Raw genomic sequence first — 19054 nt, 5'->3', positions numbered from 1 at the left:
CTCGAAGTGCCCGATGTGCGGGGCACCCGGGGGTGCCGACCGGCTACGTTACCGCTCCGGGGCCGCCCGTCCCGGACCGGCAGGGACGAGCACGGCCGTCACCGTCGGGTTGCGTGGGGTGTGGGATCCGAGGGGATCTGTAGGAGTTCGGCGACGTCAACGATCCTGCGCTCGGCGATGGAGCGCCAGATCCCTTCCCCGGCGGCCACGGCCAAGGCGCCCTCGCGCGCGGACGCCCCGAGGCGTAGCGCCTCGGACTCGGAGTCCGGGCCCACGAACAGGTCTCGTCGCATCAGCGGGTCCGCGCCGTCGTGCCCCCCGGACACGCTCTCGATGTCGATCGTCTCGGCCGGTCCGAACAACGGGCGGTGGGTCACCTGACCGGACCCGGGCAGCGCCTCGCCGGCGGGCGTGCGGCCGGTGAACACCTCGATGGTGCCGTGCGTGCCGGTCAGCGTGGCCCGGTAGCCCTCCCACGGTGAGGAGAAGTCGACGGCGTAGGCCGCGGTGGCACCGGACGCGAACGTCAGCAGGGTCGCGACGTGGTCCTCGATGTCGATCTCGTCGTCGTAGAGGTAGAGGTCCTTGCCTGCCGGGTACTGCACCTCGTAGGGCAGGTCGAACAGCCCGCGCCGGGCCTCGTCGGCGCCGTCGTGGAACGTGCCGCTGCCGCGTTGGGCGAGGTAGTACGGGTCGCGTTCACGCATCTGTGCGGCTACGGCCCCCTCGGGCCGGTGCGGGCTCTGCGGTCCGTAGTAGTCCCGCCCGCCGACGGCGTAGACGGTGCTCGGGGCGTCCGCCAGCCACCACGAGATGAGGTCCAGGTGGTGGGTCGACTTGTGGATGGTCAGGCCACCGGAGTTCGCCCGTTCCCGGTTCCAACGCAGGAAATAACTCGCACCGTGCCGAATATCCACGTGGTAATCGAGGTTCACGTGCAGCGGCCGTCCGATCGCCCCGGCCAGAACCATCCTCTTGATCTGCCGGTGCCGGGCCGTATAGCGCAGATTGTGGGTGACTCGCACGGTGCCCGCCGAGGCCCGCTCCGCCTCGAGCACCCGGGCCGCGTCGGCGGCGGTGGCGACCATCGGCTTCTCGGAGATCACGTCGACGCCCGCGGCCAGCGCGGCCTCGATGTACCGGGCGTGGCTGTGGTCGGGCGAGGTCACGATGACCACGTCCGGGCGGACGTCACGCACCATGTCGTCGAACTGTTCCGGTGCGTAGATCGGTACCTCGGGGTGTCCCGGGGGCAGGATCGTCGCCGCGAACGTGTCCGCGCGAGCCCGGTCGATGTCCAGCACCGCGACGAGTTCGCCGTGACCGGAGAAGTCGTCGGCGCTGGCGCCGTAGCCGAGCGCCGAGTCATCTGAGTTGTCGGTATCCGTACGGCCGGCAACGGAGACGCCCAGGAGTGGTCGCACGAAGCTGGCCACGCCACGGTTCGACAGGCCGACGACGGCGTAGCGTCGCCTCGGTCCGCCGGGGTCGGCACGGTCCGCGGTGCCGACCGGTCCGGCGGCCCGGACGTCCGGGTTCCGACCACTCGAACCGGAATCGCTCGGGTATTCCCGGGGCGTGCTCATGACATCTCCCTGACATCGTCGTAGGCTTGTGCTGCAATTGCAGCAACCGCATGCATCCAGAGCACGATACCGTCGCGTGGCCCTGCCCGCGACACCCACGAAGGAGTGCCATTGCCCTCGCTCGGCTTCCGAGTCAACCTCGACGGCTACGTGGACGTCTCGATCGATCTGCTCCGGCACGTGGCCGCTCGCACCGAGACGGCGCTGGCAGGGGGTCGGGCCGGGCTGCTTGCGGCGGACTCCCCCGATCTTGTCCGCGCGCACCAGGCGGCCACCCGAGCCGCGGTGGCGGCAGGGATCGGCGGGGAAGTGACCACCGACGGCGACGGCACCTGCCCGCCGGTGAGCTGGGGTGAACGCATCGAGACCGCCCACCACACCGTCGACATGCTGATCCTGGAGTCCCTTCCGGGCGTGCCCGTGACGGCGAACCTGTACCGGCCGGTCGCCACCGGGTCTGCCCGTGAGTCGTCGGGACCGAACGCCGCGGGCCCTGCGGTGCTGTTCGTCTGCGGGCACGCGAACCTCGCCAAGGCTGATCCCGAGTACCAGGCCGTGTGCGGGCGACTGGCGGACGCCGGGTTCGTGGTACTCGCGATCGACCCATGGGGACAGGGGGAACGGCTCGGTTACCTCGACGCCGACGGCAGCCCGCTCGTCGCCGGTGGGACCACGGAACACACCTACGCCGGGATCCAGTCGTGGTGGCTCGGCGAGTCCCCGGCTCGCTACTTCGTGCACGACGCGCGCCGGGCGATCGACCTGCTCACGCATCTGCCCGAGGTCGATCCGGCTCGGATCGGCATCACCGGCAACAGCGGCGGCGGGATGCTGTGCACCCTCATGATGGCCCTCGAGCCACGGTTGGCGGCTGCCGCGGTCGGCACCTACCTGACCAGCCGGGCGTCCTACCTGTGGACCGGCCAACGTCAGGACGCCGAACAGGTCCTGCTCGGCGGCACCCGCAACGGCGTCGACCACGCGGACCTCCTCGCCGTCATGGCACCACGGCCCGTGGCGGTGCTCGCCGCCGAGTTCGACTTCTTCCCGATCGAGGGCACGCTGGACTCGGTCGCTCTCGCCCAGCGAGCCTACGACGCGTCCGGCGCACCGGACGCACTGCGGCTCGCGCGCGCACACAGCACCCACCGTTACGCGCCGGAACTGGCGAGCGCCGCCGTCGAGTTCTTCGGCTGGGCGCTCGCCGGATCGGCGGCACCCCCGGGATCGGCTCCCGCACGCCCGGGGTCGACGGCGCCGATGGCGCCGCCGGCCCGGGTCGCCCTCGCCACGCCGGGTGGCGCCACCTCGGCCACCACGTCCGACTCCGGCGCCGAGACAGATCGGGCTGCCGGATCCGACCGCGCCGCCGAACCGGATCTGCTCGATCCCGCTCGGTTGGCCTGCACGCCATCGGGCCAGGTCGCCCTCGACCACCCGGACGCCCGGTTCCTGTACGACCTGAACCTGGCCACCTACGACGCGCTGCCCGAACCGACCCCGGCGGATGCGGTGGCCTGGCTGCGGGACCGGGTCGCCGGCGGGCGCCGGCCGGCCGGCCGACCCAACGCCCGCTGGCTTCCTGGACCGTCGGGGACCGCCCACGGGCTCTGGCGGGCGGAGACCGACCTCTGGGGTGCCGGGGTCCTGCTACCCGCCGACCAGACCCCGACCGGCGGCACGCGGGCCGTGCACGTGCTCCTGCTCGAGGAGGGCACGCGCGCATTGACCGACGACCACCCGCTCACTCGACGAGCCGATCCGCGCGACCTCGTCCTCGCTCTCGACGTGCGCGGGCACGGCGCCCTGACGCCGCACGACAGGGACGGCCTGCCGCCCACCGACCAAGCGAGCTCGACCTACAAACTCCTCTGCGACCTGCTCTGGCTCGACGACTCCCTCACCGCCGCCCGGGTCCACGACGTCACCCGCGCCGTCGACATGCTCCTGACCGATACCCACCTGGCTCGCACCTACCCGGGCCTTGCCACCGGCAGCCCGGTCCACCTGCACGGGGAGGGTGCCGGCGCCTTCCTCGCCGTGCTCGCGGCAGCCGTCGACGAACGGGTTCGCACCGTGCACGTGCGAGACGAGGTCGTCGAGCCGGACCGGTTGATGCGGACCCGCTGCTACGACGATGGCCGCGGCGGCTGGCAGTGGGTGCTACCCGGGATGGCGCGTCGCGCGCCCCTGCGGGTCCTGCGTGCGGCGCTCGGCGAACGGCTCGTTGGCGCCCCCGCCTGACCGCGCGCGCACCGAACCTGCGATCGCGACCGGACGCTCGCCACGAGACCGGCCTCCACGAGGTGCGGTCTCGCCGTCGAAGTCGGGCCCCGCCGGCGCACCGGCTCAGGCGGCCGACTCCTCCTCGGACTCGTCCTCGTCGGGCCGGTAGACGATGCGCTCCCGGGTACCGCGCAGCCGGGGGTCGGCGACCGGCACTGCCGAGAGGAGCGCTCGGGTGTAGCCGTGCTGGGGGTTCGCGAACAGGCGCTCCGCCGGTCCTTCCTCGACCAGGTTGCCGTAGTACATCACCGCGACCCGGTCGCAGATCCGCTCCACCACGGACAGGTCGTGGGAGATGAACAGATACGTCAGGCCGAGCTCGTCCTGGAGGTCGGCGAGGAGTTCGAGGATCTGCGTGCGGACCGAGACGTCCAGGGCCGAGACCGCCTCGTCCGCGATGACCAGTTTCGGCGCCGTGATCAGCGCTCGGGCGATGCCGATGCGCTGGCGCTCACCACCGGAGAACGCGTGCGGGTACCGGCTGGCCATCGAGCGCTTCAGTCCGACCCGCTCCAACATCGCCTCGACCCGGTCATCCAGTTCGGAGCCCTTCGCCAGGCCGGCCACCCGCAACGGCTCGCCGATCACCTGGCGCACGGTCATCCGCGGGTTCAGCGATCCGTACGGGTCCTGGAACACCATGCGCACCTGCCGCCGATAGGGCAGCAGCTGCTTCTGGGAAAGGCTCGCGAGGTCGACGGCGCCCGAACCGTCGTCGTAGAGCAGCTCACCCCCGGTGGGGTCGTAGGCCCGCATCACGCACCTGCCGAGGGTCGTCTTTCCGCACCCGGACTCGCCGACCAGGCCGAGGGTGGCCCCCTCCGTGATGTCCAGGTCCACGCCGTTGACGGCGACGATCTTCTCCTTGCGGCGCCGCCCGAACATGTTCCCCGAGACCGCGTCGAACTCCATCCGCAGGTCCCGGATCCGCAGCAGCGAGCGCGCCGACGCCTCCTCGTGGCGGAGCGTGCGGGCCGGGTCCGAGACCACCTCGACGGCGGTGGCCGGCTCGGGCGGCGGCGTCGCCCGCGGGCGGTCCGCGCCATCGTCCTCGGGCTCACCGAGCGGCGCGGACCGCTGCGGCAGGCTGGCCAGGAGTTCCTTGGTGTAGTCGTGCTGCGGGTCGTGGAAGATCTGGTCGACCGGGCCGGTCTCGACCACCTTGCCGTGCCGCATCACGACCACGTCGTCGGCGATCTCGGCGACGACGCCGAGGTCGTGGGTGATGAAGATCATGGTCATCGACAGCTCGGACTTGAGCTCGCCGAGCAGGTCGAGGATCTGTGCCTGCGTGGTGACGTCGAGGGCCGTGGTCGGCTCGTCGGCGATCAGCAGCGCGGGCCGGGCGATCAGCGCCATCGCGATCATGGCGCGCTGGCGCATGCCTCCGGAGAGCTGGAAGGTGAAGGCGTCGACGCGCTCGTCCGCGCGGGGGATGCCCACGTTGTTCAGCTCGTCGATGACCCGCTCGCGGATCTGCGCCGGGCTGAGGTCGCTGTGCAGCTCGAGGACCTCGCTGATCTGGTTGCCGATCGTGTGCACGGGACTCAGCGCTGACATCGGCTCCTGGAAGATGATGCCGATCTCACGACCCCGGATGGAGCGGATCGCGTCCCCCTGCGACTTCAGCGCGGCCAGGTCCCGCACCGGCCCGTTCGGCTCCGCGCGGAACAGGATCCGTCCGCCCTCGATCAGACCCGGGTTGTCGACCACCTGCAGGATCGAACGAGCCGTGGCGGACTTGCCGGACCCGGACTCCCCGACGATGCAGGTGGTCCTGCCCCGCCGGACCACCAGGTCGATGTCGTCGACGGCATGCACGGTGCCCTCGTCGGAGTGGAACGTGGTCTTCAGCCCCTGGATGTCCAGGATCGCGTCGGCCTCGCTGAGCTCGGCGGCGTCGACGGTCGCGGCGGCCAGGCCGCGTCGTGCGGTCTGGGCGGCGCGGTCGCGCTCACGGATACGGCGACGGGCGGAGAACATCAGGACCTCTTTCCGTACGGGTCGGCGGAGTCTCGGAGCCCGTCACCGACGAAGTTGAACGCGACCACTGCCAGCACTACGGCCACGCCGGGCAGGATCAGCCAGGGCGCGGTCGCCACGACGTTCACGCTCTGCGCGTTCTGCAGGAGCACGCCCCAGGAGACCGCGGGGGCCCTCAGGCCGAGGCCGAGGAAGGACAAGGACGTCTCGGACAGGATCATCGCGGGCACGGCGAGCGACACGGTGGCGATGATGTGGGAGGAGAACGAGGGCAGCATGTGCCGGAAGATGATCCGGCCGGTCGGGACGCCGTCCAGCCTGGCGGCCAGTACGTAGTCCTCGCCGCGAGTCTGCAGCAGCCGACCACGGATCACGCGGGCCAGCGATGTCCAGCCCACCAGCGAGAGGATGACGGTGATCATCAGGTACGTCTGCATCGGCCCCCACTGGGGTGGCACCGCAGCCGCGAGACCCAGCCAAAGGGGCAGGGTCGGGATGGACATGAACAGCTCGATGATCCGCTGCAGCACCGTGTCCACCGCACCACCGAAGTATCCGGAGATGCCGCCGAGGATGAGGCCGAGCAGGAGCGAGATCGCCACGCCCACGAGCCCGATCGACAGCGAGATCTGGGATCCGTAGATGATCTTCGAGAGGAGGTCGCCGCCGCCGCGGTCCGCACCGAGCGCGTACCAGCGCTCGCCCGGGTCCTCGGGGCCGAAGAAGTGGACGTTCGCGTCGATGACGCCGAGCAGCCGGTAGGGGTCACCCTCGACGAAGAACCCGAGGTGCACCATCTGTGAGGTGTCCTCGGTGAAGACCGGGGCGAGCGTCTCCGGGTCCGTGGCGCCGGTCGTGGGGTGCACGTAGAAGCCCTCGGAGAACGAGAAGTGCGGGATCTGCGGGGGCTGATAGGCGTGCTGACCGCTGTAGGAGGTCGTGTTGAACGGCGCGAAGAAGCCCGCGAAGAGGGCGACCACGTAGAGCATCACCAGGATGACCATCCCGATCATCGCGAGCCGGTGCCGGCGGAACCGCCACCAGATGAGCTTCCACTGCGGTGCCGAGGTGACCTCGGAGCGGCTCCGACCGGTCTCGGTGTCGAGGTTGTCGGCCGTCCCGGTCCCGGTCGGGTCCGCCGGCTTGGGAGCGGCTGGGGGGAGTTGGGTCTGGGAGGTCATCCGATCACGCCTTCCCGAATCGGACCCGCGGGTCGACGGCGGCCAGCAGCAGGTCGGAGATCAACGTGCCCACCACGGTGAGCACGGCGATGATCAGGATGATCCCGCCGGCCAGGAACATGTCCTGGGATTTCAGTGCGGCCAGCAGGAGCGGGCCGGTGGTGCCGAGGGCGAGCACGGTCGCCACGATCACCTCGCCGTCGAAGATGGACGGAATCGACCAGCCGACCGTCGAGATGAACGGGTTCAGGGCGATTCGCAGCGGGTACTTGCGAATGTTGCGTCCCTCCGGTAGCCCTTTCGCCCGGGCCGTGGTGACGTACGGCTTGTACAGCTCGTCCAGCATGTTCGCGCGCATGGTGCGGATGATGCCCGCGGTGCCGGCCAGCCCGATGACGAGCACGGGGATCCACAGGTGTTCGAGCAGGTCCCCCACCTTGGCCAGGCTCCACGGAGCATTGACGTACTCCGGCGAGAACAGCCCGCCGACGCTCTGACCGAAGTAGGCGAAGCCGATGTAGGCGAGGACCAGCGCAGCCAGGAAGTTCGGTACCGCGAGGGCGATGAAGCCGACCACCGAGATCGTGTAGTCCGCCGCTGAGTGCTGCTTGATCGCCGAGTAGATGCCGGCCGGCAGCGCGATCGCCCAGGTGAACAGCAGTGTGGCGACCCCGAGCAGGATCGTCAGCGGCAGGCGCTCGGTGATCAGGTCGATGACCGGCCGCTGGAACTGGAAGGACAGACCGAAGTCACCGTGCAGCAGGATGTTGCTGATCCACTTCCAGTACTGGATCCAGAACGGGTCGTCGATCCCGTACCGGACCCGGAGGGCATCGAGCTGAGCCGGGTCGATGCTCTCGCCCTGGGCTTCCAACGCCGCCACCTGCGTGGTCAGGAAGTCCCCGGGCGGGAGCTGGATGATGAAGAACGAGATCACCGAGATGATGATCAGGGTCGGGATCACGTGCAGGATCCGGTGGATCGTGAATCTCAGCATCGCTTCCTCCTTCCGCTCGGTCCGAAGTCGTGAGTCATTGCACGAGGGTGGGCACGGCCGTCAGCCGCAGTGAGGCTCCGGTGACGACCGTGCCGCCCGCGGTTCACGCCGGCTGGAACGAGATCTGCTCAGGCTTCGTGATGCCCTCACGTCCGTAGTAGAAGGACAGCTTCGGCTCGTCGTCGCGCACTCCGCGCACGTCGTTGGTGACGATGACCGGCTGGAACGGCAGGCCGAGCAGTCCGATCGCGTACACGTTCTCGTCATGCTGCGTGACGATGGCGCGGCCCGCGTCGAGCCGCTCCTCGTCCGTGGCCGCACCGCGGAGCAGGTCCCAGTTGTCCATGAGCGCCAGGATCTCCGCCGGCGGTTCCATGCCCTCTGCCCCGTTCGAGGCGTACCACTGGCCGTAGGCCGGCCCGCTGTGGCTGTTGGCACCGGTCGGGATGAACCAGACCGGTTCGAGGTCGAAGTCGTCGCCGGGCACGGTGGTGCCGCTGATGTCGAAGTCGTTCGCGCTGCGCAGTTCTGCATAGAGCGTCGGGTCAACCGGCCGCAGGCTGAGCGTCACCCCGATCTCACCCCAGTACCGCTGCACCATCGTGAACGCGTCCGCGGTCGGCACCCCGGCGGTGCTGTCCACGTACAGCACGACGAGCGCCAGCGGCTGCCCGTCCGGACGCAGCCGGACGCCGTCCGCGCCGCGGGTCAGCCCGAGCCCGTCCAGGAGCGAGTTGGCCGTGTCCAGGTCGAACTCGATGAACCGCTGCCCCGTTCCCTCGACGTAGTAGTCGGAGTTCTCCGTGGCGAGCGGCTGCCGGACGTCTCCGAGGCCACCGAGGAGGGTGGCGTTCAGGTCCTCGCGGTCGATCGCGTGGGACAACGCCGCCCGGAAGTCCACCTCGAGGAACAGCTCACGCAGCACGTCGTCGGTGCTGGACAGGTTCAGACACAGGGAGAGCAGTGTCGCGTCGTTCTTCCACCGGAGCATCTCGTAGCCCCGGTCCGCGGCGTTCTGCAGGTACACCTGCGCCGAGTTGTACCCGAGGTAGTTGCCCTGGAAGTTGAGGTCACCGTTGGCGGCGCGGAGGTCGAGCGCGTCCTGGGCGAGCACCTGTACCTGGATCTGGTCGATGAAGGGCAGCTGTCGCCCGTCCGGGTCGACCTTCCAGAAATACGGGTTGCGCTCGAGGTTCGCGGTGCCGCTCTGGGCGTTCGCGGCACTGACCACCTGGTATGCGCCGAGAACCGGGCGTTCGGGGTTCGTCCACCAGTTGTCCCGGTCCCCGAAGTACTGGTCCCAGGAGTCGAACCCGGCCGCCGCGGTGGCCGCATCCACCTCGGCCTGGTCGGTGTAGGTGGGGTGGAACTGCTCGAGGTAGTGCTTGGGCTTGAGGAACTGGTTGCTCACGGCCGGGTGGCACATGTACTTCTCGAACAGCGCGAACGGCTGGGTGTAGCGGAAGATGACGGTGCGCTCGTCCGGAACCTCGACCGTGGGCCGTGCGTCACCGTCGCTGAACCAGAACGGGGCCGACGGGATGGTGGTCTCATTGCGCAGCACGTCGTCCACGGTGAACTGCAGGTCGGCGGAGGTGAAGGGCTCGCCGTCGGACCACCGCAGCCCTTCGCGAAGCACGAACGTGAACTCCGTGTTCGTCTCGTTCTTCGTGAACTCCTCGGCCAGGCTGGGCAGATATCCGTCCGAGTCCCAGTTCCACTCGAGCAGGCCAACGCTCGCGAAGGCAGTGAGGGCACCGGCGTCGCCGACGTCGGTCTGGGCCCTGTTCAGGGTGCCGCCGTACTGGGCCGGCCCGTCCATGACCTCGACCTCCATCGGCGTCGCCGGCAGCCGCTCGGCAAGTTCGGGGAGCTCACCGGCGTCGACACGCTCGGTGAGCATGGGTGACTCCTTGACGTCCGCTCCGTTGCCGTCGAACGGGTTGGGCGCCTCGTCCTCGGAACACGCGGTGAGTCCGAAGATGGCGATCGCGGCCGCGCCACCGCCACCGAACTTGAGCAGGGACCGGCGGGAGATGCTCCGGTGTTCCATCGTCATTGAAATTCCTCCAGCTCGCGGCTCTCGCCGTGGGTCAGACTTCATGTTGGGTGCACCGCTGGGGTGCGGGACCGGCACCGACGGCCACGTCGGCCCGGGAATGTCGCGGTGCGCCCTGCGGCGTCGGGACGGTACGGGGGTTATCTGAACCTAGCGACCGCAAGCGGTTGCTGCAACATCAGCACAGATTCAGCCAGGGTCACGCTGGCCATTCTCGAAGTACGTCCGTAGCGCTGCATCCAGCTCGGGTACGTCCAGCGCACCCGAATCCCCACGCATCGACTCGGCCGCCGTGGCGCCGGCCGCGACCGCCTCCCGGGCGGCCACGGGCGAGGTCGCGGTCGGGGCGCCGGTGCGGACGAAGTCCAGGAACTCGGCGAGCAGCGCCGGGTCGGCGCCGTGATGGCCGCCCTCGACGTCCGGGATGGGGAACTGCTCATCGCCCTCGGCGTTGTACTCGGTGCGACGGTTCCACAGGCGCACCACGCCGTCATGCCCGAGCCCGAAGTTCTCGATCCGGCCCTCGGTGCCGATGATCGTGTAGTTGCGCCAGTAGTCCGGCGTGTAATGGCATTCGGAGTAGGTGGCGAACACCCCGTTGTCCAGGCGCATGGTCATCATCGAGATGTCCTCGACGTCAACCACCGGATTCAGGCCCTCCTGGGCCAGCGGCGGCCAGTTCTTCTCCCGGTCCAGCCACTCGGTGACGACCTGACCGGTCCGGTCCGTCCGGGACGTCACGTCCCCGTACACGGTGAGGCCGCCCATCGCACTGACTCGCCGCGTGTACCCGCCGGCGAGCCAGTGGATCACGTCGATGTCGTGTGCACCCTTCTGCAACAGGAGCGTGTTCACGTTCGCGCGCTCGGCGTGCCAGTCCTTGAAGAACCGGTCCCCACCGTCGCCGACGAAGTACCGGCACCAGACCGCCTTGACCTGACCGATCCGACCCTGGAGGACGAGGTCCCTCATCAGCCTGATCACGGGCATGTGGCGCATGTTGTGACCTACATACAGGCGCGATCCGGTCGAGCGGGCGGTCGCGAGCATCCGGTCCGCGTCCGCGACCGTGGTGGCCATCGGCTTGTCCACGAAGACGTCGACGCCGGCCTCGAGCAGCGCGACCACGTGGTCGGCGTGCTGGTGGTCGAGCGAGGTCACGAAGGCGGCATCCAGGTCCGCACCGAGCAGCACGCCCAGGTCCGAGCCCACCGCTACGTCCGCGCCGAAGCGTTCACGAGCCCGGTCCTGCGCCCGGGGGTGCGGGTCCGAGACGGCCACCACGGTGGCGTTGCCATCGTCGATGCTGGCCCGCTGCGCGATCACCCCGCGGTTGCCGTTGCCCACGAGTCCGAGCCTGAGATGGGCGTCGGCGCCAGGGCCGGACGGAGCCTGCGTTGCCATCGGAGATTCCATGACCAGGGACGTTACGGGACGCAAGCGGTTGCGGCAACCATGCGTCACTTGTGGCAACCTTGGTCCGGCAATCGTCCGCTCGCCACCGCCGTGCGGTAGCATCGGCGCACGTTGCGCACACGTTCGCACAACCATCGACGGCGCACCCACACGGAAATCCATCACCGAAGTCGGTAGTGGACGCCCACCGGGCGGCCGGTTCGCCACCGCCCCGGGGCCGGAAGGAAGAGGAAGCCATGGCCGTCACGCTCGCCGACGTCGCCCGAGCCGTCGGCATGTCCGCCTCCACGGTCTCCCGCGCCCTGTCCGGCACCGAGAAGGTCAACGACGCCACCCGCGAGAAGATTCGCCGCGTGGCCCAGGAGATGGGTTACGAGCCGAATCAGGTGGCGCGCTCGCTCACCTCGGGCCGCAGCGACCTGATCGGGCTGATCGTCCCGGACATCGCCAACCCGTTCTTCCCGCCGATCATCAAGGCGGTGCAGAGCCGGGCCAGCGCCAGGGGCAAGACGGTGCTGATCTCCGACGTCGACGAGCACCCGGCCGATGAGATCCAGCGGGCCCGGGTGATGCGCAAGCGGGTCGACGGGCTGATCGTGGTCTCCCCGCGGACCCCGGTGGAGTCCCTTCCCGAGCTGGCCGCACTGCAGCCGATCGTGTTCGTGAACCGCAAGGTCGACGGCGCGGCGAGCGTGATCATCGAGGCGTCCGAGGGCATCCAGGAGGCCGTGGAACACCTCGCCTCGCTCGGGCACAAGCGGATCTGCTACCTGAACGGCCCCCGGCGATCGTGGTCGAACTCCCAGCGCCAGGCGGCGATGCGCGCCGCCTGCGCCGAGCTGAACCTCGAACTGGTCGAGTTCGGTCCCTTCGAGCCGCAGATCCAGGCCGGGGTGCGCGCGGCGGACCTCGTGCACAGCCGCGACATCACCGCGGTGATCGCCTACGACGACATGATCGCCATGGGCCTGATGGCCCGTCTGACCGAGCGCGGGGTGCGCGTCGGGTCGGACATCTCGGTGATCGGCATCGACGACAGCCCGATGTCCGGCATGGCCTACCCGACCCTCACCTCGATCCACGTGCCGGGCACGCGGGCCGGGGCGACCGCCGTCGACCTCGTCCTGGACCTGGTGGACCACCCGGACGACGCTCCGAAACCTGTCGTCCAACTCGAGACCCGGCTCATCATCCGCGGCAGCACGGCACCGGCACCCGCCCCGTAGAATCCGGCCGAAGCCCTGCACCCTCCACGAGCGGAAGCCACACCGATGAACCAGCCTGCCCCCATGGCCGCCGACCTGCGCCTGAACACGACCATGCTCACCGGGGCGACGGTCTTCCAGACGAGGAAGGTGCGCCTGGAGTGGACCCGGCAGGACCGGCTCCGGATCATCGACCTCGAGAGCCCTCAGGAGCAGGTCATGGCCGACTTCGCTCCCCAGGAGGTCGCGAAGGCGTCCTACGTGGGCGGCGTCTACGGCTCCCAGCAGTCCACCCTCACCCTCAGGACCGTGTCCGGGCAGAAGTTCCGGATCATGATCGAGGATGCGGTGATCAGCCCGCAGCCGTGGGAGTCCGTCGAGCAGTACAACGCCCGCGTCATGCAGCAGGGCATCCCGGGACCCCAGTGGTGGACCGACCGGCTCGCGGCGTTCGGTGTGAACGCCAAGCACACGGGCGCGGGAAAGGTGTGGCTCTGGGCGGTGGGCGGCGCGGTGGCACTCGTCATCGTGATCGTGGTGGTCGTCCTCATCGCCGACGCCCTCGGCTGAGCCTGCCGCCCCGACGGGGTCACCAGCCCGCAGCCCGGGCACGACGGAAGAGGAGTCCTCGTGACGGACCTGGTCGCCGAGGATGCGTGGCGCGCCTTCTGGAACAAGGGCGGATGGTGGCGAGCCCTGCTCGTCGCCGCGGTCTACCTGTTGCTCTACCTGGGCACGAGTGTGGTCACCAGCACGGTCTTCGCGGAGTTCATCGACCCCGAGGATGTCTTCGGCACGGCGGGCAGTGTGTTCTTCGCAGTGGCTCTCCCGATCCTGATCGGGGGCCTGCTCCTGCTGGCTTTCGCGATCTCCCTCGGCTGGCTGGGTGACCTCTTCGGCCCTCAGCCGATCGCGGGGCGGCGCTGGATGTGGATCGCCGTCGCGCTCGTCGCCATCCCGATCGTGCTTCGTCTCTTCGGCACCGACTGGGCGGCACTCTCGGTGGGTGTCGTTGCGGCAACCCTGTTCATGGGGCTGTGCGTCGGGTTCGCGGAGGAACTCCTGACCCGCGGCATCGCCGTCACGCTCCTACGCAGAGCCGGCTACGGCGAGAAGCTCGTCATGGTGGTCTCGTCGGCCCTCTTCGCTCTGCTGCACTCCGCGAACATCCTCGAAGGGCAAGCACCGCTCACGGTGCTGCTCACCGTCGTGTACGCGTTCGGCTTCGGCGTCATGATGTACCTCGTGCTGCGCGTGACGGGGTCGCTCGTCTGGCCGATGTTGTTGCACGCGGCCACCGACCCGACGACGGCCCTGGCCACGGGTGGCATCGACCAGGCCACGTCCGCCGCAGGCTCGGCCGGTCTCATCGGGATCGCCGGCGTCTTCAACGTCATCTACCCGCTGTTCGCGATCGTCGCGATCGTCCTCGTGAAGGGCAAGGTCGCGCCGCGTCCCTCGTGACGACGCACGTCACCGAGGCGCAGCGACCTCGTGCCCGCGCACGAACGTGCGCCACGGGACCAGGTCGTCGGAGAGGACGACCACGTCCGCGTCATGACCGGGCGTGAGCGCACCCTTGCGATCGGCCACGCCCGCCACCCGGGCAGGGCGTGAGGAGCCCATCGCGAGCACTTCGAGCAACGGCCAGCCGAGGTCCACGTGCAGGTGGGCCAGCATCGCGGCGAGGGTGGTGGTGCTGCCACCGAACGCGTCGGCGCCGATGACCACGCCGACCCCGTCGCGCACCTCGCAGCGGACGTCCGCGAGCCCGTAGGTGTACCCCTCGGGCATGCCGGCGCCCTGGGTCGCGTCGGAGACCACGACCAGTCGCTCGCCGAGGCAGCGGCGCGCGATCTCGAGGAGCGCGGGCGGCAGGTGCTTGCCGTCGGCGATCACCTCCGCGGTGAGGGTGTCCGAGGACAGGGAGGCCTCGAGCAGTCCGGGCACCCGCCACGGGCCGCTGCGCGTGGTGCTGGACTGCCCGCTCCACAGGTGGGTGACGTGAGTCAGGCCGGCCTCGACAGCGGCGGCCAGCGCCGGCCCCGTCGCCTCGCTGTGCCCGGCGGCCACCACGGTGCCGGCGGCGACGAACGCCCTGATCGCGTCGACGGCGCCCGGTAGCTCCGGCGCGAGCGTCACCATCGCGGGGGCGAGCGCGCTCAACCGCGCCACGTCCGCCGCGGCGGGCGCACGCAGCTTGCTCGGCTCATGGGCGCCGGCCTGGGCCTCGGCGAGGAACGGGCCCTCGAGGTGGATGCCGAGCAGGTCCGCGCCGCCGGCGACGCCGCGATCACGCCAGGCGTGCAGGGCCCGGACCTTGCCGGCCATCACGCCGATGCGGTCGGAGGCGAGCGAGGCCTGGGTGGCGGTCACGCCGACCGATGCCAGGTGCCGCAGGATCGCGGGGACCGCGTCGTCGGTGGGCGCGGCCGCCGAGACGTCGCCGCCCAGCGCCGCCTCCTCGAAGGAGTGGCCCGCGGCGCCGTGGATGTGCAGGTCGATGAGGCCGGGTGCGACGATCCGCCCACCGACGTCCAGGACCCGTGCGGACTCCAGCAGCGCGGGCGTCGGCGCGGACGTGAGCACGTCCGCGACCCGTGTTCCCTCGATAAGGACGCAGGCGCCGTCGAGCAGCGCGCCCCCGGCGATCACCCGGCCGGACGTGAGCAGTACCCGCTCGACCATCTCGTGCCCCGCTCTGCCGGCTCCGAACGTCATGATCCGAACCTACCCGGCCGCCCGACCGGCCCGGCCCCACCCCCGCGGGGCCGGGCCGGGGTCCTGGCCGTGCTCAGGCCTGCGCGGGGAGCAGGGACGCGGATGCCGGCTCAAGGAAGAGCCGCGCGTTCGGGGACTCGCGCAGCTTGGTGGCGGGGCAGGCCGTGCTGACGTCCTCCGACAGCGCGCGGGCCACGGCCCTGGCCTTGCGGGCCTCGGGTGCGCAGACCTGGACGTGCGTCGCGGACAGCAGCGCGGGGATGGTCATCGAGATGGCCGTCCTCGGGGTGGCGGCCTCGTCCGGGAAGTGTCCCTCGCCGACCTGCTGCAACACGGACTCCGAGGTCAGCGTGATGATCCGGGTCCAGCGCTCGTCGTCGAAGTCGGCGTCGAACGGCTCGTTGAAGGCGAGGTGGCCGTTCTCTCCGATGCCCATGCAGACCAGGTCGAGCGGGGCCTCGCGGAGCAGGCCCTCGTAGGCGTCGGCAGCCGCCTGCGGGTCGGGCGCATCGCCGATGATGTACTCCACCTTCGCCGGCGCGAAGGGCTCCTCGATGCGCTCCCGGATCCAGCGGCGGAAGCTCGCGGTGTGGTTCTCGTCGATGCCGACGTACTCGTCCATGTGGAACGCGGTCACGTCGCTCCAGGGGACGTCCTGGTCCTTGAGCGCCTCGACGAACGCGAACTGGGAGTTTCCCGTCGCGATGACCACCCGTGCGTGCCCCTTGGCGGCGACGGTGTCGCGGATGACCTGGGCGGCGCTGGCGGCCGCGGCGGCCCCCATCTCGGCCTCCGAGGCGTACACCGCAACGGGTAGCTCCCCGGCGACGAACTGCTGGATCGGCTCCGACACTTGACTCCTCCTGCGCTTCAACTTGGTTGGATCGGCGGCGGGGACCAGCCCCGCCGCAACGAATTGCAACCGTACCGCAACCGCGTGCATTACGCGATTGTCGAGGAATTGCACGGAGCCTCGAGTGTCGATCGTGGACGTGCAGGACCGCTTGCGGTCCTGGCTGGAACGGGAGCCCGACGGCGGTGGTGCCGTCGGGTGGCACGGGTCGCGACGGCGGTGGTCCCGTCAGGCGACGAGCGTCCCCACCCCCACTGGTGCCGTCAGCGCCCGCACCCGCGCGCGGTTCGCCTCAGGCGCCCACGGACTCAGGAGACGCCGCCTCGACGATGGCGCGCACCGCCGTCGGGAGCTCGGACGCCTCGGCGACCGTATAGAGGCGGCGGGCGTGCGCCGTCGGGATCTCCGCCTCGAGCTCGTGGGCCCAGGTGAGGTGATAGGGGACGTGCACGCCCCAGCCGCCGAGCGCAAGCACCGGTGCGATGTCCGAGCGCAGCGAGTTCCCGATCATCACGAACTCCGACGCCCCCGCGTCGAACTCGGACAACAGCCGCGCGTAGGTGGCCGCGTCCTTCTCGCTCACGGTCTCGATGCGCCGGAACAGGTCGCCGAGGCCGGAGTCCCGGACCTTGGCCTCCTGGTGGAACAGGTCGCCCTTGGTGATCATGACGATCGGGTGGACCGCGGCGATCTCCTCGACCGCGGCCCGGATCCCCGGCAGGAGCTCGACCGGGTGCGCCAGCATCTCCTTGCTGAGGACGACGATCCGATGCAGGTCGGCCGCGCCGATCCGCTGTTCGGTGACCTCGATGGCGGCCTCGACCATGGACAGCGCCATGCCCTTGACGCCGTAGCCGAAGACGGCCAGGTTCGCCCGTTCGATGGCGGCAAGCCGTTCGAGCGCGCCGGGGCCGCTCACGTGCGGCGCGACGATGCGCTCGAACTCCGCCTGGGCTGCGTCGAAGTAGTCCTCGCTACGCCAGAGCGTGTCATCGGCGTCGAAGGCGACCATGCGGATCTGCGGCATTGCTCGAGTGTAGGCAGCGGCGCTGCGAGATTTGCATCGGAAATACCTTGGCGTGTGGCGACGACAGACGTAGATTGGCCGCACACGCGAAAGGAGGTGGTCCGAGACGTGAAGAATCTTGGGACTCGTGAGGTGGCTGTCCGCTAGCCGCTCGTCAAAGTGAACGGACGGCATGCCGTCTCCACGGCGCGCGAGCGCTAGCGAGACCACGGCAGCCACCGGAGCCCTGCGGGGCCGCACCTTCGTCCAGTGCGGCACCCCGACACCACGTCGGGAACCGCGGGGCTTCTTCATGCCCGAATGCCGCGCACCGCTCACCGCGTAGTACGCGCGGGCTCGAGTTCGGACGCACGGACCAGCGATCTCATCGCCTCCGGTACTAGGTCAGAACCTGGACCGCCCGGCTCGGAGTCGCCCGGCATAGCGATTGTTCGCCCGCAACGGTCGTACGCTGGCCGACCTCGAGTCGCACGTCGAGATGACCAGGTTCGGTGTCATGAAGCACCTGAAGGTCCTCGAGGACGCGAACCTCGTCGCCGCCATCGCCACGCAGATCTATCACGTGTTCATCAAGGCGACCCCGGAGGCGATCTGGGAGGCGATGCTGACAGTCACCCATGACCGGCTCGAGGGTGCGCCCGCACGGCCGAGAGTGTCCGCGGCGAGGGGTGGATGATGGTGCTGTCCGGGCTGAAGACCCTGCTCGAGACGGGCGAGCCGCTCGTCAGCTGATCGGAGCGGGACGAGTGCTCGCACAGACCGGCCGGGCGCGAGAGGCGTCGCGGCCACCGGCGGACCGGTCGTGGCAGGGTGGACCCATGCAACTGCGCATCTTCACCGAACCCCAACAAGGCGCCACCTACGACGACCTCCTCGCCGTCGCCAAGGCCACCGAGGAACTCGGCTTCGACGCCTTCTTCCGCTCCGACCACTACCTGACGATGGGCGGCGACGGCCTGCCCGGGCCCAGCGACGCGTGGACCACACTCGCCGGCCTGGCCCGGGAGACGTCCCGGATCCGGCTCGGCACGCTCGTCTCCTCCGCCACGTTCCGGCTCCCCGGCGTGCTCGCCATCCAGGTGGCCCAGGTGGACCAGATGTCCGGCGGCCGCGTGGAACTGGGCCTGGGCTCGGGCTGGTTCGAGGCCGAGCACACCGCGTACGGCATCCCGTTCCCGGCGAAGCGGTTCGGGCTCCTCGAGGAGCAACTGGAGATCATCACCGGCCTGTGGCGGACGCCGGTCGGCGAGACGTTCTCGTTCACGGGTCAGCACTACCAGCTGAACGACGCACCCGCCCTGCCGAAGCCGGTGCAGGCGTCAATCCCGGTGATCATCGGCGGACAGGGCCCCAAGCGCACGCCGGCGCTGGCGGCGAGGTTCGCGTCCGAGTTCAACCTCGGATTCGCCGAGTTCGACCAGGTCGCACCCAAGCTGGACCGCGTCCGGGCCGCGTGCACCGAGGCCGGCCGGGACCCGGACTCGCTGACCTACTCGGCCGCGCATGTCCTGTGCGTGGGCGCGAACGAGGCGGAGTTCACCCGCCGCGCCGCCGCCATCGGCCGCGAGGGCGCGGAGCTGCGTGAGCACGGCATCGCCGGCACCGTGGCCGAGGCCACGGATCGCCTCGCCGGCCTGCGTGAGTCCGGGGTGGAGCGGGTCTACCTGCAGGTGATGGATCTGCACGATCTTGACCATCTGGATCTGGTCGCACGCGAGATCGCGCCGCACGTGGGTTGAT

At 69.9% G+C, this 19054-nt stretch carries 15 protein-coding genes; 6 read left to right on the top strand and 9 right to left on the bottom strand.

The window, feature by feature from the left end:
• Positions 1 to 98: 98 nt before the first annotated feature.
• On the bottom strand, positions 99 to 1586 hold the full coding sequence (locus HALOF300_RS00950) for a Gfo/Idh/MocA family oxidoreductase (RefSeq protein ID WP_156738776.1): 1488 nt from the start codon (positions 1584 to 1586) through the stop codon (positions 99 to 101).
• Positions 1587 to 1697: 111 nt separating this feature from the next.
• On the opposite strand from HALOF300_RS00950, the gene HALOF300_RS00945 reads away from it, so the two are divergent.
• A complete protein-coding gene (locus tag HALOF300_RS00945) occupies positions 1698 to 3830 on the top strand; it encodes a dienelactone hydrolase family protein (RefSeq protein ID WP_156738775.1) in 2133 nt (710 codons plus the stop codon).
• A 105-nt stretch (positions 3831 to 3935) separates the two neighbouring features.
• On the opposite strand, the gene HALOF300_RS00940 is transcribed toward HALOF300_RS00945, so the two are convergent.
• The 5 genes from HALOF300_RS00940 to HALOF300_RS00920 form a co-directional block, all read right to left on the bottom strand.
• On the bottom strand, positions 3936 to 5855 hold the full coding sequence (locus HALOF300_RS00940) for an ABC transporter ATP-binding protein (protein WP_156738774.1): 1920 nt from the start codon (positions 5853 to 5855) through the stop codon (positions 3936 to 3938).
• A complete protein-coding gene (locus HALOF300_RS00935) occupies positions 5855 to 7036 on the bottom strand; it encodes an ABC transporter permease (protein WP_156738773.1) in 1182 nt (393 codons plus the stop codon). Before HALOF300_RS00935 ends, HALOF300_RS00940 begins: the two co-directional genes overlap by 1 nt.
• A 4-nt stretch (positions 7037 to 7040) precedes the next feature.
• Positions 7041 to 8033, bottom strand: a complete 993-nt coding sequence (locus HALOF300_RS00930) for an ABC transporter permease (protein WP_156738772.1) — start codon at positions 8031 to 8033, stop codon at positions 7041 to 7043.
• A gap of 103 nt (positions 8034 to 8136) precedes the next feature.
• Positions 8137 to 10092, bottom strand: a complete 1956-nt coding sequence (locus HALOF300_RS00925; protein WP_197522202.1) for an ABC transporter substrate-binding protein — start codon at positions 10090 to 10092, stop codon at positions 8137 to 8139.
• 189 nt (positions 10093 to 10281) lie between these two features.
• Positions 10282 to 11496: a Gfo/Idh/MocA family protein gene (locus tag HALOF300_RS00920; RefSeq protein ID WP_156738770.1), complete on the bottom strand. Its 1215-nt coding sequence runs from the start codon at positions 11494 to 11496 to the stop codon at positions 10282 to 10284.
• Positions 11497 to 11744: 248 nt separating this feature from the next.
• On the opposite strand from HALOF300_RS00920, the gene HALOF300_RS00915 reads away from it, so the two are divergent.
• From HALOF300_RS00915 to HALOF300_RS00905, 3 genes are all read left to right on the top strand, one after another.
• A complete protein-coding gene (locus HALOF300_RS00915; RefSeq protein WP_156738769.1) occupies positions 11745 to 12734 on the top strand; it encodes a LacI family DNA-binding transcriptional regulator in 990 nt (329 codons plus the stop codon).
• Positions 12735 to 12797: 63 nt separating this feature from the next.
• Positions 12798 to 13283 (top strand): hypothetical protein, encoded by a 486-nt coding sequence (locus HALOF300_RS00910; RefSeq protein ID WP_156738768.1) that lies wholly within the window; start codon positions 12798 to 12800, stop codon positions 13281 to 13283.
• Positions 13284 to 13343: 60 nt separating this feature from the next.
• Positions 13344 to 14177, top strand: coding sequence for a CPBP family intramembrane glutamic endopeptidase (locus tag HALOF300_RS00905; RefSeq protein WP_156738767.1), 834 nt, complete (start codon positions 13344 to 13346; stop codon positions 14175 to 14177).
• Between the two features lie 9 nt (positions 14178 to 14186).
• Here HALOF300_RS00905 and HALOF300_RS00900 read toward each other — a convergent pair whose 3' ends face one another.
• From HALOF300_RS00900 to HALOF300_RS00890, 3 genes are all read right to left on the bottom strand, one after another.
• Positions 14187 to 15434, bottom strand: a complete 1248-nt coding sequence (locus HALOF300_RS00900; protein WP_156738766.1) for an N-acetylglucosamine-6-phosphate deacetylase — start codon at positions 15432 to 15434, stop codon at positions 14187 to 14189.
• A 73-nt stretch (positions 15435 to 15507) separates the two neighbouring features.
• Positions 15508 to 16287, bottom strand: coding sequence for a 6-phosphogluconolactonase (locus tag HALOF300_RS00895; RefSeq protein WP_197522201.1), 780 nt, complete (start codon positions 16285 to 16287; stop codon positions 15508 to 15510).
• 292 nt (positions 16288 to 16579) lie between these two features.
• Entirely contained in the window at positions 16580 to 17314 is a 735-nt protein-coding gene (locus HALOF300_RS00890) for an HAD family hydrolase (RefSeq protein ID WP_156738764.1), read from the bottom strand.
• 496 nt (positions 17315 to 17810) lie between these two features.
• Here HALOF300_RS00890 and HALOF300_RS26830 point away from each other — a divergent pair, with 496 nt between their 5' ends.
• Together HALOF300_RS26830 and HALOF300_RS00880 are read left to right on the top strand one after the other, a co-directional pair.
• Positions 17811 to 17990 (top strand): hypothetical protein, encoded by a 180-nt coding sequence (locus HALOF300_RS26830; protein WP_197522200.1) that lies wholly within the window; start codon positions 17811 to 17813, stop codon positions 17988 to 17990.
• 142 nt (positions 17991 to 18132) lie between these two features.
• On the top strand, positions 18133 to 19053 hold the full coding sequence (locus HALOF300_RS00880) for an LLM class F420-dependent oxidoreductase (protein ID WP_156738763.1): 921 nt from the start codon (positions 18133 to 18135) through the stop codon (positions 19051 to 19053).
• Position 19054: the final 1 nt, after the last annotated feature.

This window comes from Occultella aeris (assembly GCF_902703175.1).
Taxonomy (GTDB): Bacteria; Actinomycetota; Actinomycetes; order Actinomycetales; family Beutenbergiaceae; genus Occultella; species Occultella aeris.
Note: the sequence above shows the minus strand (reverse complement) of the source record. Positions and strands in the feature narration are given on the sequence as shown.